Annotated in this window: 15 protein-coding genes; 7 read left to right on the forward strand and 8 right to left on the reverse strand. The window is 73.9% G+C overall.

The window, feature by feature from the left end; translation table 11 throughout:
- Positions 1–2: 2 nt before the first annotated feature.
- The 6 genes from ACH4T9_RS19395 to ACH4T9_RS19420 all read right to left on the reverse strand — a co-directional run bounded on the left by ACH4T9_RS19395 (position 3) and on the right by ACH4T9_RS19420 (position 6,341).
- Positions 3–1,106: a transporter substrate-binding domain-containing protein gene (locus ACH4T9_RS19395; RefSeq protein ID WP_396673087.1), complete on the reverse strand. Its 1,104-nt coding sequence runs from the start codon at positions 1,104–1,106 to the stop codon at positions 3–5.
- Positions 1,107–1,123: 17 nt separating this feature from the next.
- On the reverse strand, positions 1,124–2,437 hold the full coding sequence (locus tag ACH4T9_RS19400) for a hypothetical protein (protein WP_396673088.1): 1,314 nt from the start codon (positions 2,435–2,437) through the stop codon (positions 1,124–1,126).
- Positions 2,438–2,608: 171 nt separating this feature from the next.
- Positions 2,609–3,412 carry a TetR/AcrR family transcriptional regulator gene (locus tag ACH4T9_RS19405; protein ID WP_396673089.1) on the reverse strand — a complete coding sequence of 268 codons (804 nt, stop codon included), beginning with the start codon at positions 3,410–3,412 and terminating at the stop codon, positions 2,609–2,611.
- 128 nt (positions 3,413–3,540) lie between these two features.
- Positions 3,541–3,708, reverse strand: coding sequence for a hypothetical protein (locus tag ACH4T9_RS19410; RefSeq protein WP_396673090.1), 168 nt, complete (start codon positions 3,706–3,708; stop codon positions 3,541–3,543).
- A 180-nt stretch (positions 3,709–3,888) separates the two neighbouring features.
- Entirely contained in the window at positions 3,889–4,887 is a 999-nt protein-coding gene (gene rfbB / locus ACH4T9_RS19415) for a dTDP-glucose 4,6-dehydratase (protein WP_396673091.1), read from the reverse strand.
- A 122-nt stretch (positions 4,888–5,009) separates the two neighbouring features.
- Positions 5,010–6,341, reverse strand: coding sequence for a hypothetical protein (locus tag ACH4T9_RS19420; protein WP_396673092.1), 1,332 nt, complete (start codon positions 6,339–6,341; stop codon positions 5,010–5,012).
- A 154-nt stretch (positions 6,342–6,495) separates the two neighbouring features.
- Between ACH4T9_RS19420 and ACH4T9_RS19425 the strand changes: the two genes are divergently transcribed.
- The 4 genes from ACH4T9_RS19425 (at position 6,496) to ACH4T9_RS19440 (ending at position 13,669) form a co-directional block, all read left to right on the forward strand.
- Positions 6,496–7,119, forward strand: coding sequence for a LuxR C-terminal-related transcriptional regulator (locus ACH4T9_RS19425; protein ID WP_387024591.1), 624 nt, complete (start codon positions 6,496–6,498; stop codon positions 7,117–7,119).
- Positions 7,120–7,231: 112 nt separating this feature from the next.
- The gene (locus ACH4T9_RS19430) at positions 7,232–10,939 is read left to right on the forward strand and encodes a VWA domain-containing protein (RefSeq protein WP_396673093.1); all 3,708 of its coding nucleotides are present in this window, start codon (positions 7,232–7,234) and stop codon (positions 10,937–10,939) included.
- A 3-nt stretch (positions 10,940–10,942) separates the two neighbouring features.
- Entirely contained in the window at positions 10,943–11,569 is a 627-nt protein-coding gene (locus ACH4T9_RS19435) for a DUF4255 domain-containing protein (protein ID WP_396673094.1), read from the forward strand.
- A gap of 3 nt (positions 11,570–11,572) precedes the next feature.
- On the forward strand, positions 11,573–13,669 hold the full coding sequence (locus ACH4T9_RS19440) for an ATP-binding protein (RefSeq protein ID WP_396673095.1): 2,097 nt from the start codon (positions 11,573–11,575) through the stop codon (positions 13,667–13,669).
- A gap of 44 nt (positions 13,670–13,713) precedes the next feature.
- Here ACH4T9_RS19440 and ACH4T9_RS19445 read toward each other — a convergent pair whose 3' ends face one another.
- Positions 13,714–14,073, reverse strand: coding sequence for a hypothetical protein (locus ACH4T9_RS19445; RefSeq protein WP_396673096.1), 360 nt, complete (start codon positions 14,071–14,073; stop codon positions 13,714–13,716).
- Here ACH4T9_RS19445 and ACH4T9_RS19450 point away from each other — a divergent pair.
- Together ACH4T9_RS19450 and ACH4T9_RS19455 are read left to right on the forward strand one after the other, a co-directional pair.
- A complete protein-coding gene (locus ACH4T9_RS19450; RefSeq protein WP_396673097.1) occupies positions 14,072–14,296 on the forward strand; it encodes a hypothetical protein in 225 nt (74 codons plus the stop codon). The genes ACH4T9_RS19445 and ACH4T9_RS19450 overlap by 2 nt on opposite strands.
- A gap of 538 nt (positions 14,297–14,834) precedes the next feature.
- The gene (locus ACH4T9_RS19455) at positions 14,835–15,602 is read left to right on the forward strand and encodes a DUF4157 domain-containing protein (protein WP_396673098.1); all 768 of its coding nucleotides are present in this window, start codon (positions 14,835–14,837) and stop codon (positions 15,600–15,602) included.
- A gap of 43 nt (positions 15,603–15,645) precedes the next feature.
- Here ACH4T9_RS19455 and ACH4T9_RS19460 read toward each other — a convergent pair whose 3' ends face one another.
- A complete protein-coding gene (locus ACH4T9_RS19460) occupies positions 15,646–17,511 on the reverse strand; it encodes a hypothetical protein (RefSeq protein WP_396673099.1) in 1,866 nt (621 codons plus the stop codon).
- Between the two features lie 707 nt (positions 17,512–18,218).
- Between ACH4T9_RS19460 and ACH4T9_RS19465 the strand changes: the two genes are divergently transcribed.
- Positions 18,219–21,584 (forward strand): hypothetical protein, encoded by a 3,366-nt coding sequence (locus ACH4T9_RS19465; protein WP_396673100.1) that lies wholly within the window; start codon positions 18,219–18,221, stop codon positions 21,582–21,584.
- Positions 21,585–21,587 lie beyond the last annotated feature (3 nt).

The raw sequence follows: 21,587 nt of genomic DNA on the forward strand, positions 1-21,587 counted from the left end.
CCTCACCCGGGCGGCCACGACGTGACCGGCGGGCCCGGTGTCGGCTGCCCCCGGTCGGGGTGGTCGGCGAGCCACTGCCGGTGGGCCGTCGACCACACCCCGGAGGCGCGGGTGGACTCCAGGACGTGGTTGACGAATCGGGCCAGCTCCAGGCTGTCCGGGTTGTCCCGGGCGAACGCGAAGGCGTGCGGCTCGTCGGTGAACCAGGTGCACGGCCGCCTGCCGTCGTGGTAGCGGCAGAACCGGGCGTTGTCCCGGGGCGGCTCGGTGACCAGCACGGTGTCGGGCGTCATCCGGGTGAAGCCGAGGAGGATGTTCTCGTCCGTGCTGACCGCGTCGACCTGACCCTGGCGCAACATGACCAGGCAGTCGATCGGGTGGGCGGCCTGCACCGGCACCGGGAGTGTGCCGTCGGCCGTGCGGTAGCCGGCGATCGCCGCGAGCGAGGTGGTCCGCGCCGCCGCGCAGACCCGACGGCCGCCGAGCTGCTCGATGCCCGCGTACTCCGGCCGGCCGCCGACGCGTCGGACCAGCGCGGTCTGGCCGGAGTCGAGGTAGTCGTTGGAGAAGATGACCTGCTTCGCCCGCTCGCAGCTCGCCGTCAGCGAGGTGGCGATGAGGTCGACCCGGTCCGGGTGGTCCGGCGCCAGCATCTCGAAGGCACCCTGCCCGGGCGGCACCACCTTGAAGGTGATCCGCTTGCGCGGCTCCTCCCCCGGCCAGATGGCCCGGGCCACCGCCAGCAGGAGGTCGATGTTGAAGCCCTCGAACTGCTGCGTCTCGGCGTTCCAGTGGCTCATCGTGGCGTCGGACGGGTCGACGCCGGCGACCAGGCCCTGCCCTGGCCGCCGGTCGCGAATCACCCGCGGTGGGGTGCCACTCGGGGCGAAGCTGCTGCGCACCGTGCAGATGGCGTTGGCCGCCTCACCACCGTTGGCGATCCGCTGCACGCCCGAGGGCGCCGCGGTGGGTACGGCGGCGGAGTCCGGCGGGACCGCCGTGCACGCCGCCACCGCCAGCATTAGGACGCCCGCCAGCACGGCCCGGGCGGCCACCGGGCCGTCGCCGGGGCGGGCCGCCGAGCGCACTGTCACCCGTGTCGTCATCGATTCCCCCGCCCCTCTCACCGGTATTCGGCCAGGCGTTGCCGCAACCCGACGACGACCGCGGCGCCGGCGAACAACGCGACCCACGCGGCGAGCCCACCGAACTGGCGCGGCGTCGCCGGCAGGCCGCCCACGTGGCCGGCGACCACCTTGTCGCCCTCGTCCAGCCGGTGGGTGAGGGCTGCGGTCGCCGCGTCGAAGGACTCCCCGGCGGGCCCGCCGTCCAGCACCGCGTCCATGGCCCGGCGGAACGCGTCCGGCTCCTGGCTCTGCCGGGCGGTCCACACGGCGGTCAGGGTGGTGCAGTCCATTCCGTCCGGGACGTCGCAGAGCCGCCGGCCGTCGAAGTCCTCGTGGTGGCCCACCGGGTCGACGCTGGCGCCGAGCCCCAGGTAGACGTCCGCGCGGCCGGCCAGCAACGTGCCGAGCCGCTGCTGGGTGGCGCTCTGCTCGTCCACGGCCCGCGCCAGCTCGGGGAATCGACTGTCGGCGGCCGGCCAGTGCGACCACGAGGCGACGGCCAGGGCCAGTACGGCCAGGACGCCCGCCGAGGCGACGAGCAGGCCGGCGTTGAGCCGGCGGCGGGTGCGCCGCCACAGCCACCACTGCACAGCCCCGAGCGCCGCCAGGGTCAGCAGCGGCATCAGCAGAGAGGCGGCCACCCACCACCGGGCGTCGACCCGGGCCTCTCGCAGCAGCCTGGTGTCGTAGTCCCACAGGGTCTGGGCGGCGGTCAGCAGCTCGGTGGACAGGTAGTGGGACGCCTCCCGCGCGTACGCGGAGGCCAGCACCCCCTGGTTGGCGACCGTTCCCGGCCCCTCGGCCACCGCCAGCGCGTCGGAGATGATGCGCTGGTAGACCTGCAACCGGGCGGCGATCGTGGCCAGCTTCGCCAGTCGGTCCGGGTCGTCGACCGCCGCGCCCATCGAGGCGTTCAGCGCGTGCTCGACCTCGTGGATCTTCCGCTGGTAGTCGGCCCTCAGCCCGGCCGCCCGTTCCTCGCGGGGCGGCAGCAGGAAGACGGCGCTGGCGGCGACGTCGGCGTCGGCCAGGCCGACGTAGATCTGGCGGGCGCTCGTGCCGGTCCGCACGGCGGACGCGGCGGACCGTTCGCCCAGCGTGGTCGCCGGACCGCCCGCGCGCAGGGCCACCACGGCCGTGGCGAACAGCAGGGCCGCGAGGAGAAGCCCGTGGAGCACGATCCGCGCGGGGGTCGTGCGGAGCGGGTCCCGCCAGCGCGCCGGGGCGCCCCGGCCCGGCTGGGCCGCGCCCCGGGTCAGCGTCGTGGTCGACGCCTCGGCCCTGCGGCCGGCTTCCACACGTACGGTCATCCGCGCCCCCGTCCGCCCCCGCCGCGTGCCGCCTCCGGCTCGCCGGGCCGGGTCTGGCCGGCGCGGATGGACACCGGCGGGGAAGATCCAGGATGGCAGAGCAGCCGGGCGGCCGGCCGCACCATGTCCGGTATCCGACCGGACCGACGAAGTGGACGTCAGCCGGCGCCGCTATCCGGCGTCGGCCGGGCCCGAGCGGTCCGGTTCGGCCGTGGCCGAACGCTTGGCGACGATCACCGCGACGCCGTCGAGCACCCGCTGGAGGCCGAACTCGAACGCGTACTCCGGCCCGTACGCCGCGCCGTGCGCCTCCCCGGCCGCCGAGCCCACCCGGGAGGCCGTCGGATAGCTGCCCGACTCCATGAACCTCTCCAGCCAGGGGGCGTGCGACTGCCACCACTGGCCGTCCGTCATGCCGGTCTCGCGCTCCAGGTCGACCACGTCCAACGCGGCCCGCGCCGCGCTCTTGACGTGCCCGAGGACCAGGGTGAGCACGGAGTCCATCTCCACGTCGTCGAGGCCGATGCCGGCCACGGCGCCCAGCTCGTAGTCGTACTTGGCGAGCAGGTTCGGGCCGAGCACGGGCCGGCTGGTCTCGGCGCGCAGCAGCCACGGGTGGGCGCGGTAGAGCTCCAGGTTCTCCCGGGCGACCTGTTCGAGCCGGGCCCGCCAGCCGCCGGGGACGTCCGCCGGGCGCCTCATCTCGCCGTAGACCGTGTCGACCATGACGTCGAGCAGCTCGGCCTTGCCCGGCACATACGTGTAGACCGACATCGTCCCGGCGCCCAGCGCCTCGCTGACCCGGCGCATGGTGAGCGCGTCGATCCCCTCGGCGTCGGCGATCTCGATCGCCGCCCGGACGATCCGGTCGACGCTGAGCCCCGGCCCGGCGCTGCGGCTGGTCGGTTCCCGGGTGCGCCAGAGGATGGCCAGGCTGCGGGCGGGGTCGATCTTGCCCTTGCGCTCGTTCGGCATAGTGCCGCCAGCCTATCCAGTGGCATACGTACCGCGTACGGGCTGATCGGCGGGGTTGGCCGTTGTACGACCAACCCCGCCGGCTGGACGAAGACCGATGGCACTTCGCGGCGGGTGGTCATCGGCTCTCACCTGGCCGATGCCCGGCGTTGATGGGAATGCGGCGTCTCGACCGACAGGGCAGTTCGTTCCCACACCTGCACACGTACCGCCACTTGATCCACGACCAGCGACGGGACCGACGGTGCGGCGTGCACCTCGGCGGCGGGCGTGCCGGCCAGGTCGCCGTCGTACACGTACGGCAGGGTGCGCGATCGGTCGGAGCCGGGGCCCTACACCCACCGGCGGCACCGGGGCCGTCACGGCGGTGGCCCCACGGCAGGAACGGTCGCTCGATGCCGCCTGGCTCGCCCGCCGGCTGGAGCCTGTCTGCCGCCGTCGACGTGGCCGTGCGTCTCCCGAACTCGACACACGGGCTAGCGCCCGAGGGCCGCGTAGCGGGCCTCGGTGTCGGCCTTCTGCGGCCCCCACCACCACTCGTTGCCCCGGTACCAGTCGATGGTGGCGGTCAGCCCGTCGGGCAGCTCCGCCCAGCGGGGCCGCCAGCCCAGCTCCCGGCGGATCTTCCCGCTGTCGCAGGCGTAGCGCAGGTCGTGGGCAGGGCGGTCCGGCACGCTGTCGAAGTCGTCGGCGGGCCGGCCGAGCAGCGTCAGGGTCAGCTCCAGCAGGGCCCGGTTGCTCCACTCGACGCCGGAGCCGATCAGGTACGTCTCGCCGACCCTGCCGGCGTCGAGGATCAGCAACACCGCGTCGTTGTGGTCGTCGACGTGGGTCCACTCCCGCACGTTCTCGCCGGTGCCGTAGAGCTTCGGTCGCCGCCCGAGCAGCACGTTGGTGATCTGCCGGGGCAGGAACTTCTCCACGTTCTGGTACGGCCCGTAGTTGTTCGCGCAGTTCGACAGCGTCGCCCGGACCCCGTACGACCGGGCCCAGGCCCGGACCAGCAGGTCCGAGGCCGCCTTGGTGGCCGAGTACGGGCTCGACGGGTCGTACCGGGTCTCCTCGGTGAACGCGCCGCCGCCGTGCAGCGGCAGGCTGCCGAACACCTCGTCGGTGGAGACGTGGTGCAGCCGCCGGTCGTGCCGGCGGACCGCCTCGAGCAGCACGAAGGTGCCCTCGACGTTGGTCCGCAGGAACGGGACGGGGTCGGAGAGGGAGTTGTCCACGTGGGACTCGGCGGCGAAGTGGACCACCGTGTCGCAGTCCCGGACGAGGGCGTCGACCAGGTCGCCGTCGCGGACGTCGCCGTGGACGAAGGTGATCCGGTCGCCCACCTCGGCGAGGTTGTCCCGGTTCCCGGCGTAGGTGAGCGCGTCGAGGACGGTCAGCCGCAGGTCCGGCCGGGCGGCCAGCGCCCGGTGGACGAAATTGGCGCCGATGAATCCCGCACCCCCGGTGACCAGCATCTGCTCCATGCCGCGACGCTAGCCGACGCGTCTCGAGGACGGGTCGAAGTCCGTCACCCGCCGTGGGCGGGCCGGTGACGCGGCCCCGCCGCGCCGCGCCTGCGCCGACGGCGGCGGTCCGGCCGGTGTCGTCAGGCCGCCGGGGTGCTCGTGCTGCGGGTGTAGCCGTTGAGCAGGGCGTAGTCGCGGCACTGGCCGCCACCGCCACCGGCCCCGTCGAGCGTGGTGCCCGCCGTCCGGCAGGTGGCCCGCAGGCTGATCACCCGGCCGGGGCGGACCTCGATCGGCGACACCATGTGGTAGTCGAGGTCCCGGAAGTTGTTCAACGCCACGGTGAGCACCGTCGTACCGTCCACCACCAGCTCCAGCCGCCCCTCGTCGCCCTGCGGGTTCTGCAGGAAGATGTCGGTCAGCACGAAGACCCGGCGGGACGCCACGGTGTACTGGTCGGTGCGGGTGGCGCCCTTCGCGGCGGTGACCGCGAGCCGACGGCTGAAGGACTGCCCGCCCGCCGGGATACCCGGCACGGGGGCGCTGGGCGTCGCCGACGGCGGCAGCGGCGGGTTGCTCGGGGTCGGCCCCGACGGGCGAGGGCTGGCGGACGCGCCGCCGAGCGCCCGCTGGGCCTTGTCGTCGGCCTGCTGGGCCCGGCTGTCGGCGGCGCTGGCCTGCTGCGCCACCGGGGCCACCTGCTCCTGGGCGACCTCCTCGGCCAGGGACTTCACCGTCGGCCGCAGCAGCACATGCCACAGGCCGGCGCCGAGCAACGCGAGGACCACCAGCGCGGCGAGGATCCGACCCACCCCCTGCGGCAGCAACGGCTCCTGCACAGTCGCCGCGTCCAGGGTGGCCGGGGGCGTCTCCTCCGAGGTGACCGCGACCTGGAAGGGCAGCGTCGCCGGGTGACCGCGCCACCGCAGCCGACGCGCGCGGACCCGCACCTGGACGAAGGCCGCCTCGCCGGGGGCCACCGCGAGCTGCGGCGGGCGGACCGCGACGCGGAGCCGGTTGTCCGGGTCGCTGCCGGCCAACGCCAGCCCGAGCGGCGTGTTGCCCAGGTTGGACACCGACAGCTCGTGCCGGCCGCCCCAGCGCCCCCGCGAGGTGCGCGGCAGGATCTCGGGGGCGATCTCGGCGAACGGCAGCACCCGCACCGTGGCTTCCGGAACGACCTGGCCGTCCGGGTTCTCGGCCGGGGTGACCCGCACCGCGAAGGGCCGCTCGCCGGCCACCACCTGCGGCGACCGGGGTGGCTGGAAGCGGATCACGACCGTCTCGGCCGAGCCGGGGTAGACCGAGACGGTGGGCGGCTCGGCGTGGGCCCAACCGGCGGCGTCGCCCAGCACCTCGAGCACGTACGACTCGACGATCGGGCCGGCGTTGCGGACCTCCAGCCGGCAGCTCGCCTCGCTGCCCGGGCTGACCTCGACGAGGTCGGTGTCCAGGTTCGCGTCGGTGGTCATGGCGCGACTCTAGGTGGATGCCCGCCCGTTCAATCCGCCGTGGAGGAAGACCTTGGGGCAACGAGGGAGGGCCGTTAAGCCCACGTTGACTGCACGATTGGTGCGGCGGGCGATACTCGGCGTCACCGATCGTCCCAGCGCACCGGGGGTGCTCATGCGACGCGTACCAGTCCACCTGTCCTCCACCGATGTCATCTCGCGCGCCGGGGTGGTCAGCCAGCTTCGGCCCCGGCCGGAGGTGCTGCTGCTCGACGACGCCGAGGCCGACCGGGCCGAGGTGGCGGTGATCATCACCGACGGCATCGACGAGTCGTCCCTGCGGACCCTGCGCGCGACGCGCAGCCGGGGCACGCCCGCGCTGGTGCTGGTGGTGACCCAGGTCGACGACGCCGGGCTGGTCGCCGCCGTGGAACACGGCGTCGCGGGGATCGTCCGCCGGTCGGAGGCCAGCGCGGACCGCCTCGTCGCGGTGGTCCGGGCCGCCGCGGCGGGCGAGGGCGCCGTCCCGCCGGACCTGCTCGGCCGGCTGCTCCAGCAGGTCGGCGCGCTGCAACGGGAGGTGCTCGGGCCGCGCGGGCTGACCTTCTCCGGCCTGGCCGACCGGGAGGTGGAGGTGCTTCGCCTGGTCGCCGACGGCTTCGACACCGCCGAGATCGCCGCGAAGCTCTCCTACTCGCAGCGGACCATCAAGAACATCCTGCACGACGTGACGAACCGGCTGCACCTGCGCAACCGCTGCCACGCGGTGGCGTACGCGCTGCGCAACGGCCTGATCTGAGCCGCGCTGCCTTATCGGGCAGGCCGCACTGCCCGCAGGCCGGCACCGACCGCCGCTACCCGCCCCGCCGGGAATCGCCACGGTGGGGACAGGGTGACCACGGGGAGGTGTCGTGCGCTGGGGCAACCGCCGCTGGGGAGTCATGGTGCTCGGGCTGGTGGCCGGGTCGGCGCTCGCCGTGCCCGCGCCACCCGCGCCGCCCGCCCCCACGCCGCCCGCCCCGGCGCCGACCCCGCCGGCCGCCGAGGTGGGCTACCGGCTGGGCTACCGCAGCGAGGAGCGCCCGACCCCGGTGGTGAGCGCGGACGCCACCGCCGCGCCCCGTCCGCTGCTGTCCGAGAACGAGCGCGGCGACGCCGAGCGGGACGTCGACGCGCGCGCCGGCCGGCTGGTCTGGGTCGGGCGGCGGGCCGACCCCGGCGGCGCCGACCGTGGCGGGGGGCTCTACCTGCGCCGCCCGGGCAGGTCGCCGGTGCGGCTGGTCGGCGGCCCCGGCACGGTCGCCCACCCCGCCCTGTCCCCCGACGGCCGGCAGGTCGCGTTCACCAGCGACCGGGCCGGCAACGCCGACATCTGGGTGGTCCGGGTCGACGGCTCCGGGCTGCGCCGGCTCACCGACCACCCGGCCGAGGACAGCTGGCCGACCTGGTCGCCGGACGGGGCCCGGATCGCCTTCGGCAGCACCCGGGGCGACCCCGCCGGGGACGTCTGGGTGCTGCCGGCCGGGGGCGGCGCCGCGGTCCGGGTGACCGACGGCCCGGCCGCCGAGGGGCAGCCCGCGTGGTCCCCGGACGGCGCGCGGATCGCCTTCACCACCGCCCGGTTCGCGCCGGCGGGCGACCTGGCCTTCCGTACGGTGGCCACCGTGGCCCCCGGCGGCGGCCCGGTGACCCGCGCGGTGCCGGGCCCCCGGGACGCCGCGGAGCCGGCCTGGTCCCCCGACGGCGCGCGGATCGCCTTCACCTCCGTCCGCGACGACCCCGCCGGGGACGTGTACGTCGCCCGGGCCGGCCGGGTGACCCCGGTCGCCACCGGCCCGCTGCCCGAGCACGAGCCCGCCTGGCGGGGCGGCGACCTGATCTGGACCGCCACCGAGCTGGCCGACACCAGCGACGTGTGGACCGCCGACGCCACCGGCGGGGACCGCCGCGACCACACCGCCCGGTCCGGCCTGTCGGAGACCGGGCCGGCGTTCAGCCCCGACGGCACCCGGCTCGCCTACAGCGCCGACCAGCCCGGCGGCGGGGCCCGGGTCGTCGTCGCCGACGCCTCGGGCGCCGACCCGCGCGCCCTCGCCCCGCCGGGCACCGCCGAGGAGGACCGGGACACCGACCCGACCTGGTCCCCGACCGGCGAGGCGGTCGCGTTCACCCGGCAGCCTTCGGACGACGCCCCCTCGCGGATCCTGGTCGTCGCGGTCGCCGACGGGAGGCTCCTCGCCGAGGTGCCGATGCCCCCGCACCTGATCGGCCGCGACGCCGAGCCTTCCTGGTCGCCGGACGGCCTGCGGCTCGCGTTCTCCCGGCTGGCCACCTCCCGGCGCAGCGACCTGGCGGTGCCGAGGGTGGATCGGCCAGCGCGGCCGGGCACCTCGTTCACCGTGGAGCAGTCGCTGCCCACCCCGCCGATCCCGCCCCGCCCCGACATCGTCTTCCTCGTCGACGACACCGCCTCGATGTCCCGGCCCGGGGAGGGCGGAGAGAGCGTAATCGGCCAGCTCAGGGAACGGCTGCCCGATGTGATCAAGAACGTGCGGGCGAGCCAGCCGGACGCCTGGTTCAGCCTGGCCACGTTCAGCGGGCGCGGCGGCGAGGGGGAGTACGACCCGGACATGTACCTGCCCCGCCAGCCGCTGACCAGGAACGACGCGGCCATGGACGCCGCCGTGCAGCGGCTCGCCGCACAGAGCCCGTACGGCACGGAGAACTGGTTCTACGCGCTGCGGCAGCTCGCCGGCAACGACCGGATCGGGTTCCGGCCGGACAGCAGCCGGATCGTCGTGCTGATCAGCGACACCGACAGCGTGGACAAGACCCTCCCGCCGCCGGAGGAGGGCGCGATCGACGAGGGGGACCTCACCAGCGCGCTCCAGGCCGCCGGGATCGCCCTGATCGGGGTGCCCATCGCCGGCGCGGACTTCGAGCGAGGGCTGAACTACGACGGCGCGGCCGGCCGGCTGGCCGAGGCCACCGGCGGCCTGCTCACCGCCAACAGCGACCCGGGGCAGATGATCACGGCCATCATCGAGGCCATCGGGAAGCTGAAGGTCACCGTCAGGCCGAGCGCCATCTGCGACGACGGCCTCTCCGTCGCCTTCGACCCGGATCCGGCGAGGGTGGATGCCGGCACGCCGGCCAGGTTCACCGAGACCGTCTCCGTCGCGCCGGGGGCGGTCCCCGGGTCCGTGCTGCGCTGCACGCTGCGCTTCGACCTCGATCCGCCGGAGGCCGGGTCGGACGCCGTGCAGGAGCTGATCGTCCGGGTCGCCCAGCCCGGCCTGCCGCTGGTCCGGGTCGACGACGTGCAGGTCGCCCCGACCGGGCCGACCGGCGCCCAGGTGACCTACCAGGCCACGGCCGTGGACGAGGCGGACCGGCCGCTGCCCGTGCGCTGCGAGCCACCGTCCGGCTCGCGGTTCCCGATCGGGCAGACCGTGGTGACCTGCCGGGCCACCGACCGGGCCGGCCGCACCGGCGTCGACACTGCGCTGATCATCGTGTCCGACCCGCAGCTCACCGGCACCCGGATCTGGCTCGTCCGGATCGACGGCACCGGCACCGGCACCCTGACCGTCACCGACCAGACCGACCTCAGCGCCCGGATCGGCGACCGCTGCCCGGCCCGCGAGACGGACCGGTCGCCGGCGTGGTCCCCGGACGGGGCCTCGATCGCGTTCGTCGACAGCAGCCGCCTCGCCGACCTGTGCGTGGTCGCGCCCGACGGCTCCGCCGCCCGGCACCCGCTCGCCGCCGAGGACCGGGACGGCCGTTGGGCGGCGGACCCGGCGTGGTCCCCGGACGGCCGGCGGATCGCGGTGACCCTCCAGGGGTCCGAGGAGCCGCCGGACATCGTCGTCCTGCCCGTCGCGGGTGGCCCGCCGACGACGGTCATCCGGCAGGTCGGGTCGGAGCCGGCGTTCCAGCGCCTGCCGTCGCCGGACCTCGCCCTCACCGTCTCGGTCGGAAACCAGCCGGCCTACCTGGGCGGCGACCCGGTTCCCGTCACCTTCACCGTGCGCAACGCCGGCCGCCTGCCGGCCGACAACGTCTGGCTGGACGTCACCCCGCCCGCCCCGCTGCTGCCGCCGGTCAGCGCCGACCCGCGCTGCGGGGCCGGCCGCCGGCTCTGCCTGCTCGGCACGCTCGGCCCCGGCGGGCAGCAGGTGGTCAGGGTCGTGCTGCCCGCGCGGGCAGCGGTCGTCGCAGCCGTCGCCGGACGGCTCACCGCGACCGTACGGGAGGTGTCGGCGACCCGCACGGCGCAGGCTCCGGTGCAGGTGATCGCGCCGCAGCTGCGCGTCGACCCGGCGATCGGGCCACCCGGCTTCGTGACCGCCGCCGTGGGCACCGGCTTCCCGCCCGGGGCGACGGTGCGGCTGCGCTGGCAGCCCGGCATCACCGCCACCCCGGACACGGTGACCGTCGACGCGGACGGCAGCTTCCGTACCCAGGTGCTGGTGCTGCGCAAGGACGAGCTGGGCCCGCGCGACCTCGCCGCCGCGCGGGTCTCGGGAGGCCGCGCCTTCGGGCCGGTGCGGGCCACCGAGCCGTTCCTGGTGGTGCCGCGCGGGCTCGACCCGCCCTTCCGGGGCAGGTGGTGAGCGGTGATCCACGAGGTCGACGACGCGCTGCGCCGGTTGGTCCGCGACGAGGCCCTGCCCGGGTCCGGCGTGGACATCGTGCTCGAGGCGCCGACGAAGGAGTGGGCGGCCCGGCGCAACGCCCCCACCGTCAACGTCTACCTCTACGACATCCGGGAGGACCTGCGCCGCCGGTCCCGGGGCCTGGTCAACGAGTACGACGAGCGCGGCCAGGTGGTCCGGCGGGTCGCCCCGCCCCGCTACATCAAGCTGTCCTACCTGGTCACCGCGTGGACCCAGCGCCCCGAGGACGAGCACCGCCTGCTGTCGTCGCTGCTGCTGTGCTTCCTGCGCCTCGATGCGCTTCCCCCGGCGGTGCTGGCCGGCTCGGTGGCCGCGATCGGCATGCCGGTGCCGATGACCGTGGCGCTGCCGCCGCCGGAGGACCGGGCGTTCGCCGACGTGTGGACCGCGCTGGGCGGGGAGCTGAAGCCCTCGCTCGACGTCGTGATCAGCACGCCGGTGGACAGCGGCCGGGTGGTAGAGGCCGGCCCGCCGGCCCGCGACGGCATGGTGGCCGAGGTCGCCCACCGGGCCCGCGACGCCACCTCCGACCGGGTCCGGCACCGGCCGACCCCGGCCGGGAGCTGAGCCGTGGCCCGGGGGTCGCCGACGCTGCTGCGCCGTCTCCAGCGGGTGGAGCTGGCGGTACGCGCCGCGGTGGCGGCCCGCCGGGAGTCCGACCCGCAGCCCGACGACCCGTTCCGGGGGCTGTACCTGTCCGACGAGGCGGTCGACGCCTCCCTCGCCGCCGGCCGGGAGCCTTTCCACCCGTGGCCGGGCGATCCGGCCGACGCCTCGGCAAGGGCGTCGGCCGGATCGGGGCCGGCAGCCGGGGCCGGGCCGACGCCGGCTGGGGCGCAGGCCGGGCCCGGGGGAACCGGGCGGGATTCCGGGCCGGACCGGTTGGCGGCGCTGGCCCGGGCGGCGAGGCTGACCCCGCTGGACGAGGCGCTGCTGCTGGTGGCCCTCGCCCCGGACGTGGACAGCCGGTTCGAGCTGTTCTACGGGTACCTCAACGACGACGTGACCCGCCGCCGTCCCTCGGTCGGGCTGGCGCTGCGGCTGTGCGGGCTGCCCGAGGCCGCCGCGCCGGCCCGGCTCCGGCTCGCCGCCGGGGCGCCGCTGATCGACCTGGCGCTGCTACGCGTCGACTCCCCCGACCGGCCGGTGCTCAGCCGCGGGCTGTGGGTGCCCGACCGGGTGGGCGGCTGGCTGCTCGGCGCCGACGCCCCCGAGCCGTCGCTGGTCGGGTTCGCCGAGCCGCTCGACGCGGCCGGGCCGCCGCCACCCGGCGCCGAGCAGCTCGGCCGGTCCGGGGCGCGGTTGGCGTACCTGCGGGAGAAGACCGGCGGCAGCGCGACGGCCCTCGCGGTGGCCGCCCTCGACCGCGCCGGGCGCGGCGCGCTCGCCGTCGACCTGCCCCGGCTCGCGGCCGACCCGCAGGCGGCGGAGCTGGCCACCGTGCTGGTCCGGGAGGCCCTGCTCACCGGGGCGGGACTGGTCGTCGGGCCGGTGCGGGGCGACGAGCCGTGGGCGGTCTGGTCCCGGCTCACCGCCGGTGAGGTTCCGGTGCTGGCGTACGGGACGCAGCCGTGGGACCCGGCGTGGACGGCCGGCGCGCCGGTGCAGGTCGACGTGGTGCCGTTGAGCGCCGCCGAGCGGGCCGAGGTGTGGCGGGCCGCGCTGCCCGGCCCGGTCGCCGACGGGCTCGACCCGGCCGCCGCCACCGCCCAGTTCGTCCTCGGCGCCCCGGCGATCCGGCGGGCCGCCTCGGTGGCCGTCCAGCTCGCCGCCGCCACCGGGGAGCCGGTCGGCGCGGCGCACCTGCGCGCGGGCGCGCGTACCCAGAACGCGGCCGGCCTGGAGCGGCTGGCCCGGCGGATCGTCCCGGAGGTCGGCTGGGACGACCTGGTGCTGCCGCCGGGGACGCTGTCGCTGCTGCACGAGCTGGCCGGCCGGGCCCGGCACCGGGATCTGGTGCTTCGCGAGTGGCGGATGCGACCCGGCGGCGGGCGCGGGCACGGGGTGGCCGCGCTGTTCGCCGGGGACTCCGGCACCGGCAAGACGATGTCCGCCGAGGTGGTGGCGGGCAGCCTCGGGCTGGACCTGTACACGGTGAACCTGGCCACGGTGGTGGACAAGTACGTCGGCGAGACCGAGAAGAACCTGGAGCGGATCTTCGGCGAGGCCGCCGGGGTCAACGGCGTGCTGCTCTTCGACGAGGCGGACGCGATCTTCGGCAAGCGCTCCGAGGTGCGCGACGCCCACGACCGGTACGCCAACATCGAGAGCGCGTACCTGCTGCAACGGATGGAGACCTTCGACGGGCTGGCGGTGCTCGCGACGAACCTGCGGGCCAACCTGGACGAGGCGTTCACCCGCCGCCTCGACGTGGTGGTCGACTTCCCGGTGCCCGACGAGGCGGCCCGGAAGGCGCTGTGGGACCGCTGCCTCGGCGACCGGGTGCCCCGTGCCCCCGACGTGGACCTGGGCTTCCTGGCGGAGTCGTTCGAGCTGGCCGGCGGGCACATCCGCTCGGCGGCGGTGACCGCCGGGTACCTGGCCGCCGGGGCGGGGCGGCCGGTGGGGATGGCCGAGCTGATCGGCGCGGTGGGCCGGGAGTACCGCAAGCTCGGCCGGCTGACCCTGGAGAGCGAGTTCGGCCCGTACCTGGGGCTGGCCGTGTGAGACCGCCACCCGGCGACGGGAGATCGCTGCCGGGCGCGGGAGCATCACTCCCAGACGGTGACCCGGACGGTGAGCTGCTTCTCGACCGCCCTGGTCACCACCAGCAGCGCGTAGCGCCCGGCCGAGGTGACCACGCAGATTCCCCGGCGCTCCAGCAGCCGATCCCCGACCGGGCGGGCGGACGGCTGCCCGTACCCCGCCCGGACGCAGTCGGCGCGCTGCCAAGGACCGGTGCCCGGCAGCGACGCCGCGTACTTCGGGTCCGCACGGCTGACGATGGCGTCGTTGCTGGCGTCGGGCCACCACGAGGCGTACCCGACGTCGCGGTTGGAGCCCCAGTCGTCCTTGGTCGGGTTCCAGTCGGCGGCCGTCGAGTCCAGGTCGTACGCCGTGTAGTCGGCCATGACCAGCGTTCCGCTCCGCCGCACCCGCGCGGAGACAGCCGCCTCGTTGCTCGGTGGGGGCGGTTTCGGCTTCGACGTCGGGGCGGGCCTCGACGTGGGTCCGTCGGACGGGGGGCCGGTCGGGTCCCAGATCGGCTCGGGCGGCAGCGGCGGAACGTCCGACGGCGAGCCGTCCGGAGCCGGGCCGACCGATGAAGGGCTGGCCGACGGCCCCGGGGCCTGACCACCGGCGGCGGCCACGGGCGTCACCGGTGCCACGGGCGTCACGGACCCGGAGACGCTCGGGGCGGGACTGACCCAGCGATCCACCAGTCCGGCGCCCTTCGTCCACAGTGCGGCGACGACGAGCGGGACGATCGCCGAGATGACGGCCGCCTTGAGCCCCCAGCCCTGCATCCAGGACCGGCGACCCGGTTCGCGCGCACCCGAGCGCGGTCGCCGCGACGACATGGGACGCTTTGATCGACGTAGGATCATGAGCCCTCCCGTCCAACATAGACAGTTGCCCGGACCGCTGATGTTAGGTCCGTCCGGCAAGGCGCGGCCGGCGCCGCGACCGCATCGGGACCGTCGGCCGGGATCGGTGTCCGTGAGTGCGCCGATGTGGGCCGCCAGGGCGCGGCGGGCTGCCCGAGTGGGCAGTTCGGGCTGCTCCTACGGCTGACCCGGCTCGCCCTGTGCCGGATCGGCCCGACACGAGACCGTCGAGACGGGAGACCCTGCCGTCATCGCGTCGGGTCGGCCCGGCGAGGAGGCCCGACATGCGCGGACATCGCGAGTTCGACTCGGAAGCGGCGGCACGCCCCGCCGGTGACCGGCCGTCCGGTCCCGAGCGCGACACCGATCACCTCATGTACGCCGCCGCCACCGCCGGCCGCCCCGACGTGCTCGGCGCGTCCGGGCTGCTCGGCCTGCAACGGGCGATCGGCAACCAGGCCGTCGGGGAGCTGCTGGAGCCGGAACGTTCCCCGGTGCACTCGGTGGTGAACTCCGGCGGCGGGACGCCGCTGGCCCCCGACGTGCGGGCCGACATGGAGTCCCGGTTCGGCGGGCAGGACTTCGGCGATGTCCGGGTGCACAACGACGGGGCGGCGCACGAGTCGGCGAGGTCGGTCAACGCGCAGGCGTACACCGTAGGGTCGAACATCGTCTTCCAACGCGACAGCTACGACCCGACGTCGTCGGCCGGGCAGCACATGCTCGCCCATGAGCTGACCCACGTGGTGCAGCAGCGCAGCGGCCCCGTCGACGGCACCGAACAGGGCGGCGGGGTGAAGGTCAGCGACCCGTCCGACCGCTTCGAGCGCGAGGCCGTCGCCAACGCCGACCGGCTGATGTCCGTTCCGGCCACCCCCGCTGCCGCGCCGGCGCCGGCCGCCCCCGTCCAGCGGGCCGTCGACCACGACGGGCACGACCACCCGCAGGTGCAGCGCGCCGAGGAGATGTCCGAGGAGGACGAGTCGGCGCAGACGTACGTGCAGCGGCAGGAGGCCGGCGGGGAGGAGGTCGAGGAAGACTCGACCTCCTGACCCCGCCGGCCGGTCCCGCCGTCGTGCCGGCCGGGCAGGCCCGTCAGGCGACCATGAAGTAGTACGAGTTCGAGTAGTAGCTCTGCTTCCCGTCGGGGCGTACCGCGTACACCTCAACGGACTCGAACCCGCTGGCCGCCGGGGTCCAGGTGATCGTGGCGGTGCCGTCCGGACCCGCCGCAACCGTCTGGAGCTCCGAATCACCGGAGAACCGGTACCGGTACTCGGTCACCTCGTCCCAGTTCGACGGGGGCGAGAAGACGAACGTGCCGGGCACCCCGACACCGCCGGACGGCTCCCAGTTGTCCGGGTAGACCGTGGAGGAGACGCCCGGCGGCTGGTGGTTGAAGTGCAACGACCACCGCCCCTCCGAGGAGACCCAACCGTTCGTGCTGCGGCTACGTACCGTGAGCTGGTAGCCCGTCGGTTCGTCGGCGGTGAAGGTGACCGTGGCGCTGCCGTCCGGGCCGGCCTGGACGGTCTGCTTCGGGCCCCCGGTCAGCAGATATTCGTACTCGGTGACCGGTGCGATCCCGGCGTGCGGCGTGATCCGGACGGTCGCCTCGTCGCCCCAGCCGGGCTGGCCGCCGACCACCGTCACGACCGGGTCGGTGTCCGGCACCTGGATCTCGTAGCGGGTCTCGGCCGACCGGTTGCCCGCCCGGTCGAGGGAGCGCACGACCAGCGTGTTCAGGAAGTCCCGGGGCGGGTTCAGCGTCAGCGTCGCCGAACCGCCCGGAACGTCGGTCTGCACGGTGCCCGGTGCGGTCACCGGATCCGGGCAGACGAGTTGGCCGACGTCGCCGTAGCCGCACCCGGGCACGGGGATCGACTCCCAGGCATACGCGAAGCCGACCACGTCCGCGTTGCCACCGCCGGAGAGGGTGAACACCCCCGGCTCGCCGACCGGAGTCGAGCCGACGTTCGACCTCGGATAGTTGGCCGAGGTCACCTGGGCGGCCGGCGGTGCCGTGCGGTCGACCGTGAAGTAGCAGGTCCGGGACCAGGCGGAGGTGTCCATGCCGTCGGAGACACGGGCCTGCCAGGCGTACGTCGTGCCGTCGACCAGGGCGGTGTCCGGCACCTGGACCGTGGTGGCCCGGCCCGGCTGACCGTGCTCCTGGCTCCGTTCGGTCCGCGTCGCCGGATCACCGACCGGCCAGACACCGACGTCCAGCCGCAGGCTGTCCCAGTCGTCGGGGTCGTCACCGACGGCCTGGAGGGTCGCGCGCTGGGCCGGCAACGCCGGGTAGGGGGCCTGCTCCCGACAGGGAAAGCCGCCGTTGTAGAGGTGGTCCTCGTCGACCGTCGGCAACGAGTTGTAGGTGACGCTGAGCTGCAACCGCTTGTACCAGTTGAGCCGGCGGCCGTAGCTGACGTCGCTCTCGTGCTGCGCCGACACCCGCAGCTCGATGGTGATCCGCCCGTCGTCCTCGCGGGCGTCGTCGAGGGTTGCCTTGGCGATGTCGAAGCTCAGTTCCGCCGGGCAGTACGTCGAGTCGCCCGCCTCGTCCAGCTTCTCGATCCCCGCCGGGGCGCCCGCCCAGGTCGGCGTCTGCGTCACCGTCGCGCTGCGCCAGACCTCGATGGCCCGCTTCGGGCACTCCGCCGCGCTCTGCTCGCGGAAAGACACCTTGCCGCCGATGATCCTCCGCGAGGCGAAGCCGGTCAGGTCGAAGGTGGCATAGACCCGGGACGTGTGGAGCTGACTCGCCCCGTCCTGCCAGGTGCCCAGCGGTGCGTTGGTGTCGCCCGCCCAGTCGTAGGGGGTCTGCCCGTTGGCGGAGTCGGTGTAGCCGACCTGCATCGGCGCCGGGCTCTCGTGATAGGGAGCCGCGGAGGCCGCCCCAGCGGCCGACACGACGGCGAGCCCGCCGGCACCGACCACCGCCACCAGGGCAGTGGCCAAGCTCCGGCCCGTTACTGACCATCTCAAAGTGACAACCTCTCCCCGTATGCCTGCGAACCCCGAAATGACGCAGCGCATCGATGATCGTAAGGGTCTTCAGGTACGTCGTCCACGCCTTTGACCGTCGACCGACACCTCGCGAATCTGCCTCCTCAACCTCCTGGTGGAGCGGACGGCCGAAGGTCCGACCGCGTGCGTGTTGCCCCATCGGGCAACTTTCGCGGCACTCCCAAGAGGCCGCACGGTCAGTGACCAGTGACTCGGAGTGTCGGACGCTCGTTTCCACGGTGAACTAACGGTGGCGTGCCCGGCCCGGGAGGTACAGCGTGAAGGCGCCGGCCGAGGAACGAGGTGCGGAACGCGCTCCGGCACGCCCGGCAGCGCCTGCACCGGCCCGGCCGGCTGATGACTCGGACGCCACGACCGCAGCACACCGAGGCCCTGGGGCACGCCCCTTGAGCCCGGCCGTGGCCCAGCGGTTGCAGGCGGCAGCCGGCAACCGGGCGGTGTCCGCCCTGGTGGCGCAGCGCAGGGCGACTGGATCGACCGCGCGTCGATCGCCGACCACCGCCAGATCGACTTCCAGCAGCAGGGCATCGAAGACGGGTTCGACATCGTCCTCCTCCTCGACAACGGTCCAGCCGACGACGGCACCAGCGACCGGTGGTGCCGGTCCGGAGGTTGTCGACCCGTCGGTTCACGTACCGGTGCAGCGGCTGGCGACCGACGCCGGTCCCGTCCACCGCCCCGGGCCGCAGGCCGACCCGAAGTTCGCCGCGCTGAAGGCGGACGTGCGGGGCAAGCAGCAGGTGCTCGGCGCGCACCCACCGGCAGCGTCGGAGGCAGCGAAGTCGCAGGGCGCGGCGAAGGCGCCGCAGGACGACAAGGAGGCCCAGGGCAAGGCGGCGAACGCGGAGAAGATGAACGCCGCCAAGCCCGGCGAGTTCGACAAGGCCGCGTTCGTGCGCGCGGTCAACGAGGCGATCGCGGCGCAGGCGCCGAAGAACCTCGACGAGGCCGACAAGTTCGGCGACTCGGGCAAGGCCGACGCGGTCAAGGGACAGGTCCAGGGCCAGGTCACCGACGGCAAGAATGCCTCGGCCAACACGATCGAGACCACGACCAAGGCCCCGCCGGACACATCCCAGGCGGTCGACAAACCCGTCACACCCCTGGTGGTGGACAAGCCCCCCGCCACGCCGGGGACGCCGGACCCGGCGAAGGCGGTGCCGGACAGGGCGCCGCCGGCGGCGACGGACCTCTCGGGCGGGCCGAAGCAGGTCGACCAGCAGATGGCCGACGCGCAGGTCACCGAGGAGCAACTCGCGAAGTCCAACGAGCCGGAGTTCACCGGGGCGCTGAAGGAGAAGGACGCCGTCGAGCAGCACGCGGCCACCGCCCCGGGCCAGGTGCGCGCCGCCGAGGCGCAGACCCTGACCGGCGCGAAGGCGGCTGCGGGAGCCGCCGGGGCAACGGCGATGACCGCCCTCGCCGGGGACCGCAAGCAGGCCGGGCAGGCGGTCGGGGCGGGCAAGGAGCAGGCCAAGTCCGCCGACGAGGTCAAGCGGGCGCAGGTCACCGCGACGTTGCAGAAGGTCTTCGACGCCACGAAGAAAGACGTCGAGGACATCCTGTCCGGCCTGGACAAGAAGGTCGACGAGAAGTTCAGCGCCGGTGAGAAGGCGGCCCGGGACGCGTTCACCGCCGAACACACCCGGCTGATGGACGCCTACAAGGACAAGCGTTACTCGGGGCTGCTCGGCAAGGGCCGGTGGATCAAGGACAAGTTCGCCGGGCTGCCCGACGAGGCCAACCAGATCTTCGTCACCGCCCGCAAGGGCTACGTCGACCGGATGCAGCAGGTCATCTCCGGCGTCGCCGACGTGATCGGCGCGGAGCTGACCCGGGCCAAGCAGCGGATCGCCACCGGCCGGGAGCAGTTGCAGGCCGAGGTGCGCAAGCTCCCCGCCGACCTTCAGGCCATCGGCAAGGAGGCGGCCGGCGAGTTCGCCGGGAAGTTCGACGAGCTGACCGAGTCGGTGAACAACAAGGGCACCGAACTGGTGCAGACCCTCGCGTCGAAGTACAACGAGGCGCTCAAATCGGTCGACGAGGAGATCGCGGCCGAGAAGGAGAAGAACAAGGGCCTCGTCGCCAAGGCCGTCGACGCCGTCGCCGGGGTCATCAAGACGATCATGCAGCTCAAGGACATGCTGCTCGGCGTCCTGGCCAAGGCCGCACAGGCGGTCATGGCGATCATCAAGGACCCGATCGGCTTCCTCGGCAACCTGGTCAGCGCGGTCGGGGCCGGGCTGCGCGGGTTCCTGGCCAACATCGGCGAGCACCTGAAGAAGGGCCTCGTCGGCTGGCTCACCGGGGCGATGGCCGGGGCGGGGCTGGAGCTGCCGGCGAAGTTCGACCTACGCGGCATCGTCATGATGGTCGGCTCCCTGCTCGGGCTGACCTGGGCGTCCATCCGGGGCCTGATCATCCAGCGCGGGGTGCCCGAGCCCGCGATGGGCGCGGTCGAGAAGTCCGTGCCGCTGGTGCAGAAGGTGCAGGCCCAGGGGCTCGGCGGCCTGTGGGAGGAGATCCAGGACAAGGTCGGCGACCTCAAGGCCAACCTGTTCTCGAAGATCAGCGAGTACCTGGTCCCGACCGTGCTGATGGCCGGCATCACCTGGATCATCTCGCTGCTCAACCCCGCGTCGGCGTTCGTCCGCGCGGTCAAGATGATCATCGACTTCGTCACGTTCATCGTGACCCAGGGCGCGCAGATCCTCGAGTTCGTCAACTCGGTGCTCGACGCGATCATCGCCATCGCGGGCGGCGGTACGGGCGGGGTGCCCGCGCTGATCGAGAAGGCCCTGGCGCGGTCGGTGCCCGTCCTGATCGGGGTGCTCGCGGCGGTGCTGGGCGTCGGCGGGATCGCGCAGCGGGTGCAGAAGTTCTTCAAGGGGCTCGCCGCGCCCGTCATGAAGGCCGTTGGCTGGGTCGCCGACAAGATCGCCGGGATCGGCAGAAAGCTCTGGAGCAAGTTGAAGGCCAAAGCTTCGGCGATCCGGAACAAGGTCGGCGGGCGCGGGGGACGGGACGACGCGAAGACCGCCCGCAGCGAACGGGTCCGGGCCGGGGTGGCGGCGGATCTTCGCGCCCGCCTCGGTGGCGGAGCCAGCCCTCGGCGCATCAAGGAAGCGACTGCGGCCGTCTGGAACAGCTGGCGCGGCCAGGGGCTCAAGGAACTACACGTCGTCAGCGCCGACGAGAAGGCCTCCAAGTTCAGCTTCCTGGTCCGGGCGAGCGCGAAGAAAAAGGTTCTGGAGGTAGATTGCGACCTAAGCCAGGACCCCCGGGCCGACGAGCAGGATCACTTCGAGACCGGTCAGCCGTTCAGGATTCCGGTGGACGTGGCGCTCGACAAGAACATTGCCACCCGAGCGCAGGCCAACCTATCCTGGCCGGCAAGACTGGACACGCTCGCCACGCTGAGAGGTGCCGTGCTGCGGAGTGGAGACCGACTCTGGCTGACCAACGAGGACGGCAGCCGGGAGTTGGTGCCGCGCCGGACGCTCGGCACCTGGGTGAAGAAGGGCAAGATCAAGCAAGAGCAGGTGTCCGAGAAGGGCGCCCATGCCGAGGTCACCGCGCTGGAGCGGCTCAAGGGTAATTGGGAGGCACTCCCTCAGGTGCAGGAATTCAAGGATCTGATGCAGTACGATCCGATCTGCTGGTTGTCCCTGCACATAACGAGAAGCCCGTGCGGGAGCTGCGCCGACTCCATCCTGGGCACGATCGATTTCGCCAGCGGCAAGAGTTGGACGATGAAGACCAAGGTCTCCGCTCTTTCCCTCTTCCACGCCGAGGGCATGGACAGCTCTGAGGCGAAGGCCGCCCTCGCCAAGCTGGCCGGCCGCGGCGTGCACCTGTCCGTCATCCCAATGTCCGACAAGGACAAGAAAAGGCTGTTGGACAGCGACCCGGAACTGGCACGTCGCATCGCTGACAAGCGGATCAACCTCGGCCAGGCCATCGAGGAGGCAAAGCGGACGGCCGAGAAGCACTACACCGGATAAAGC

It is taken from the genome of Micromonospora sp. NPDC020750 (genome assembly GCF_044334565.1).
GTDB lineage: Bacteria > Actinomycetota > Actinomycetes > Mycobacteriales > Micromonosporaceae > Micromonospora.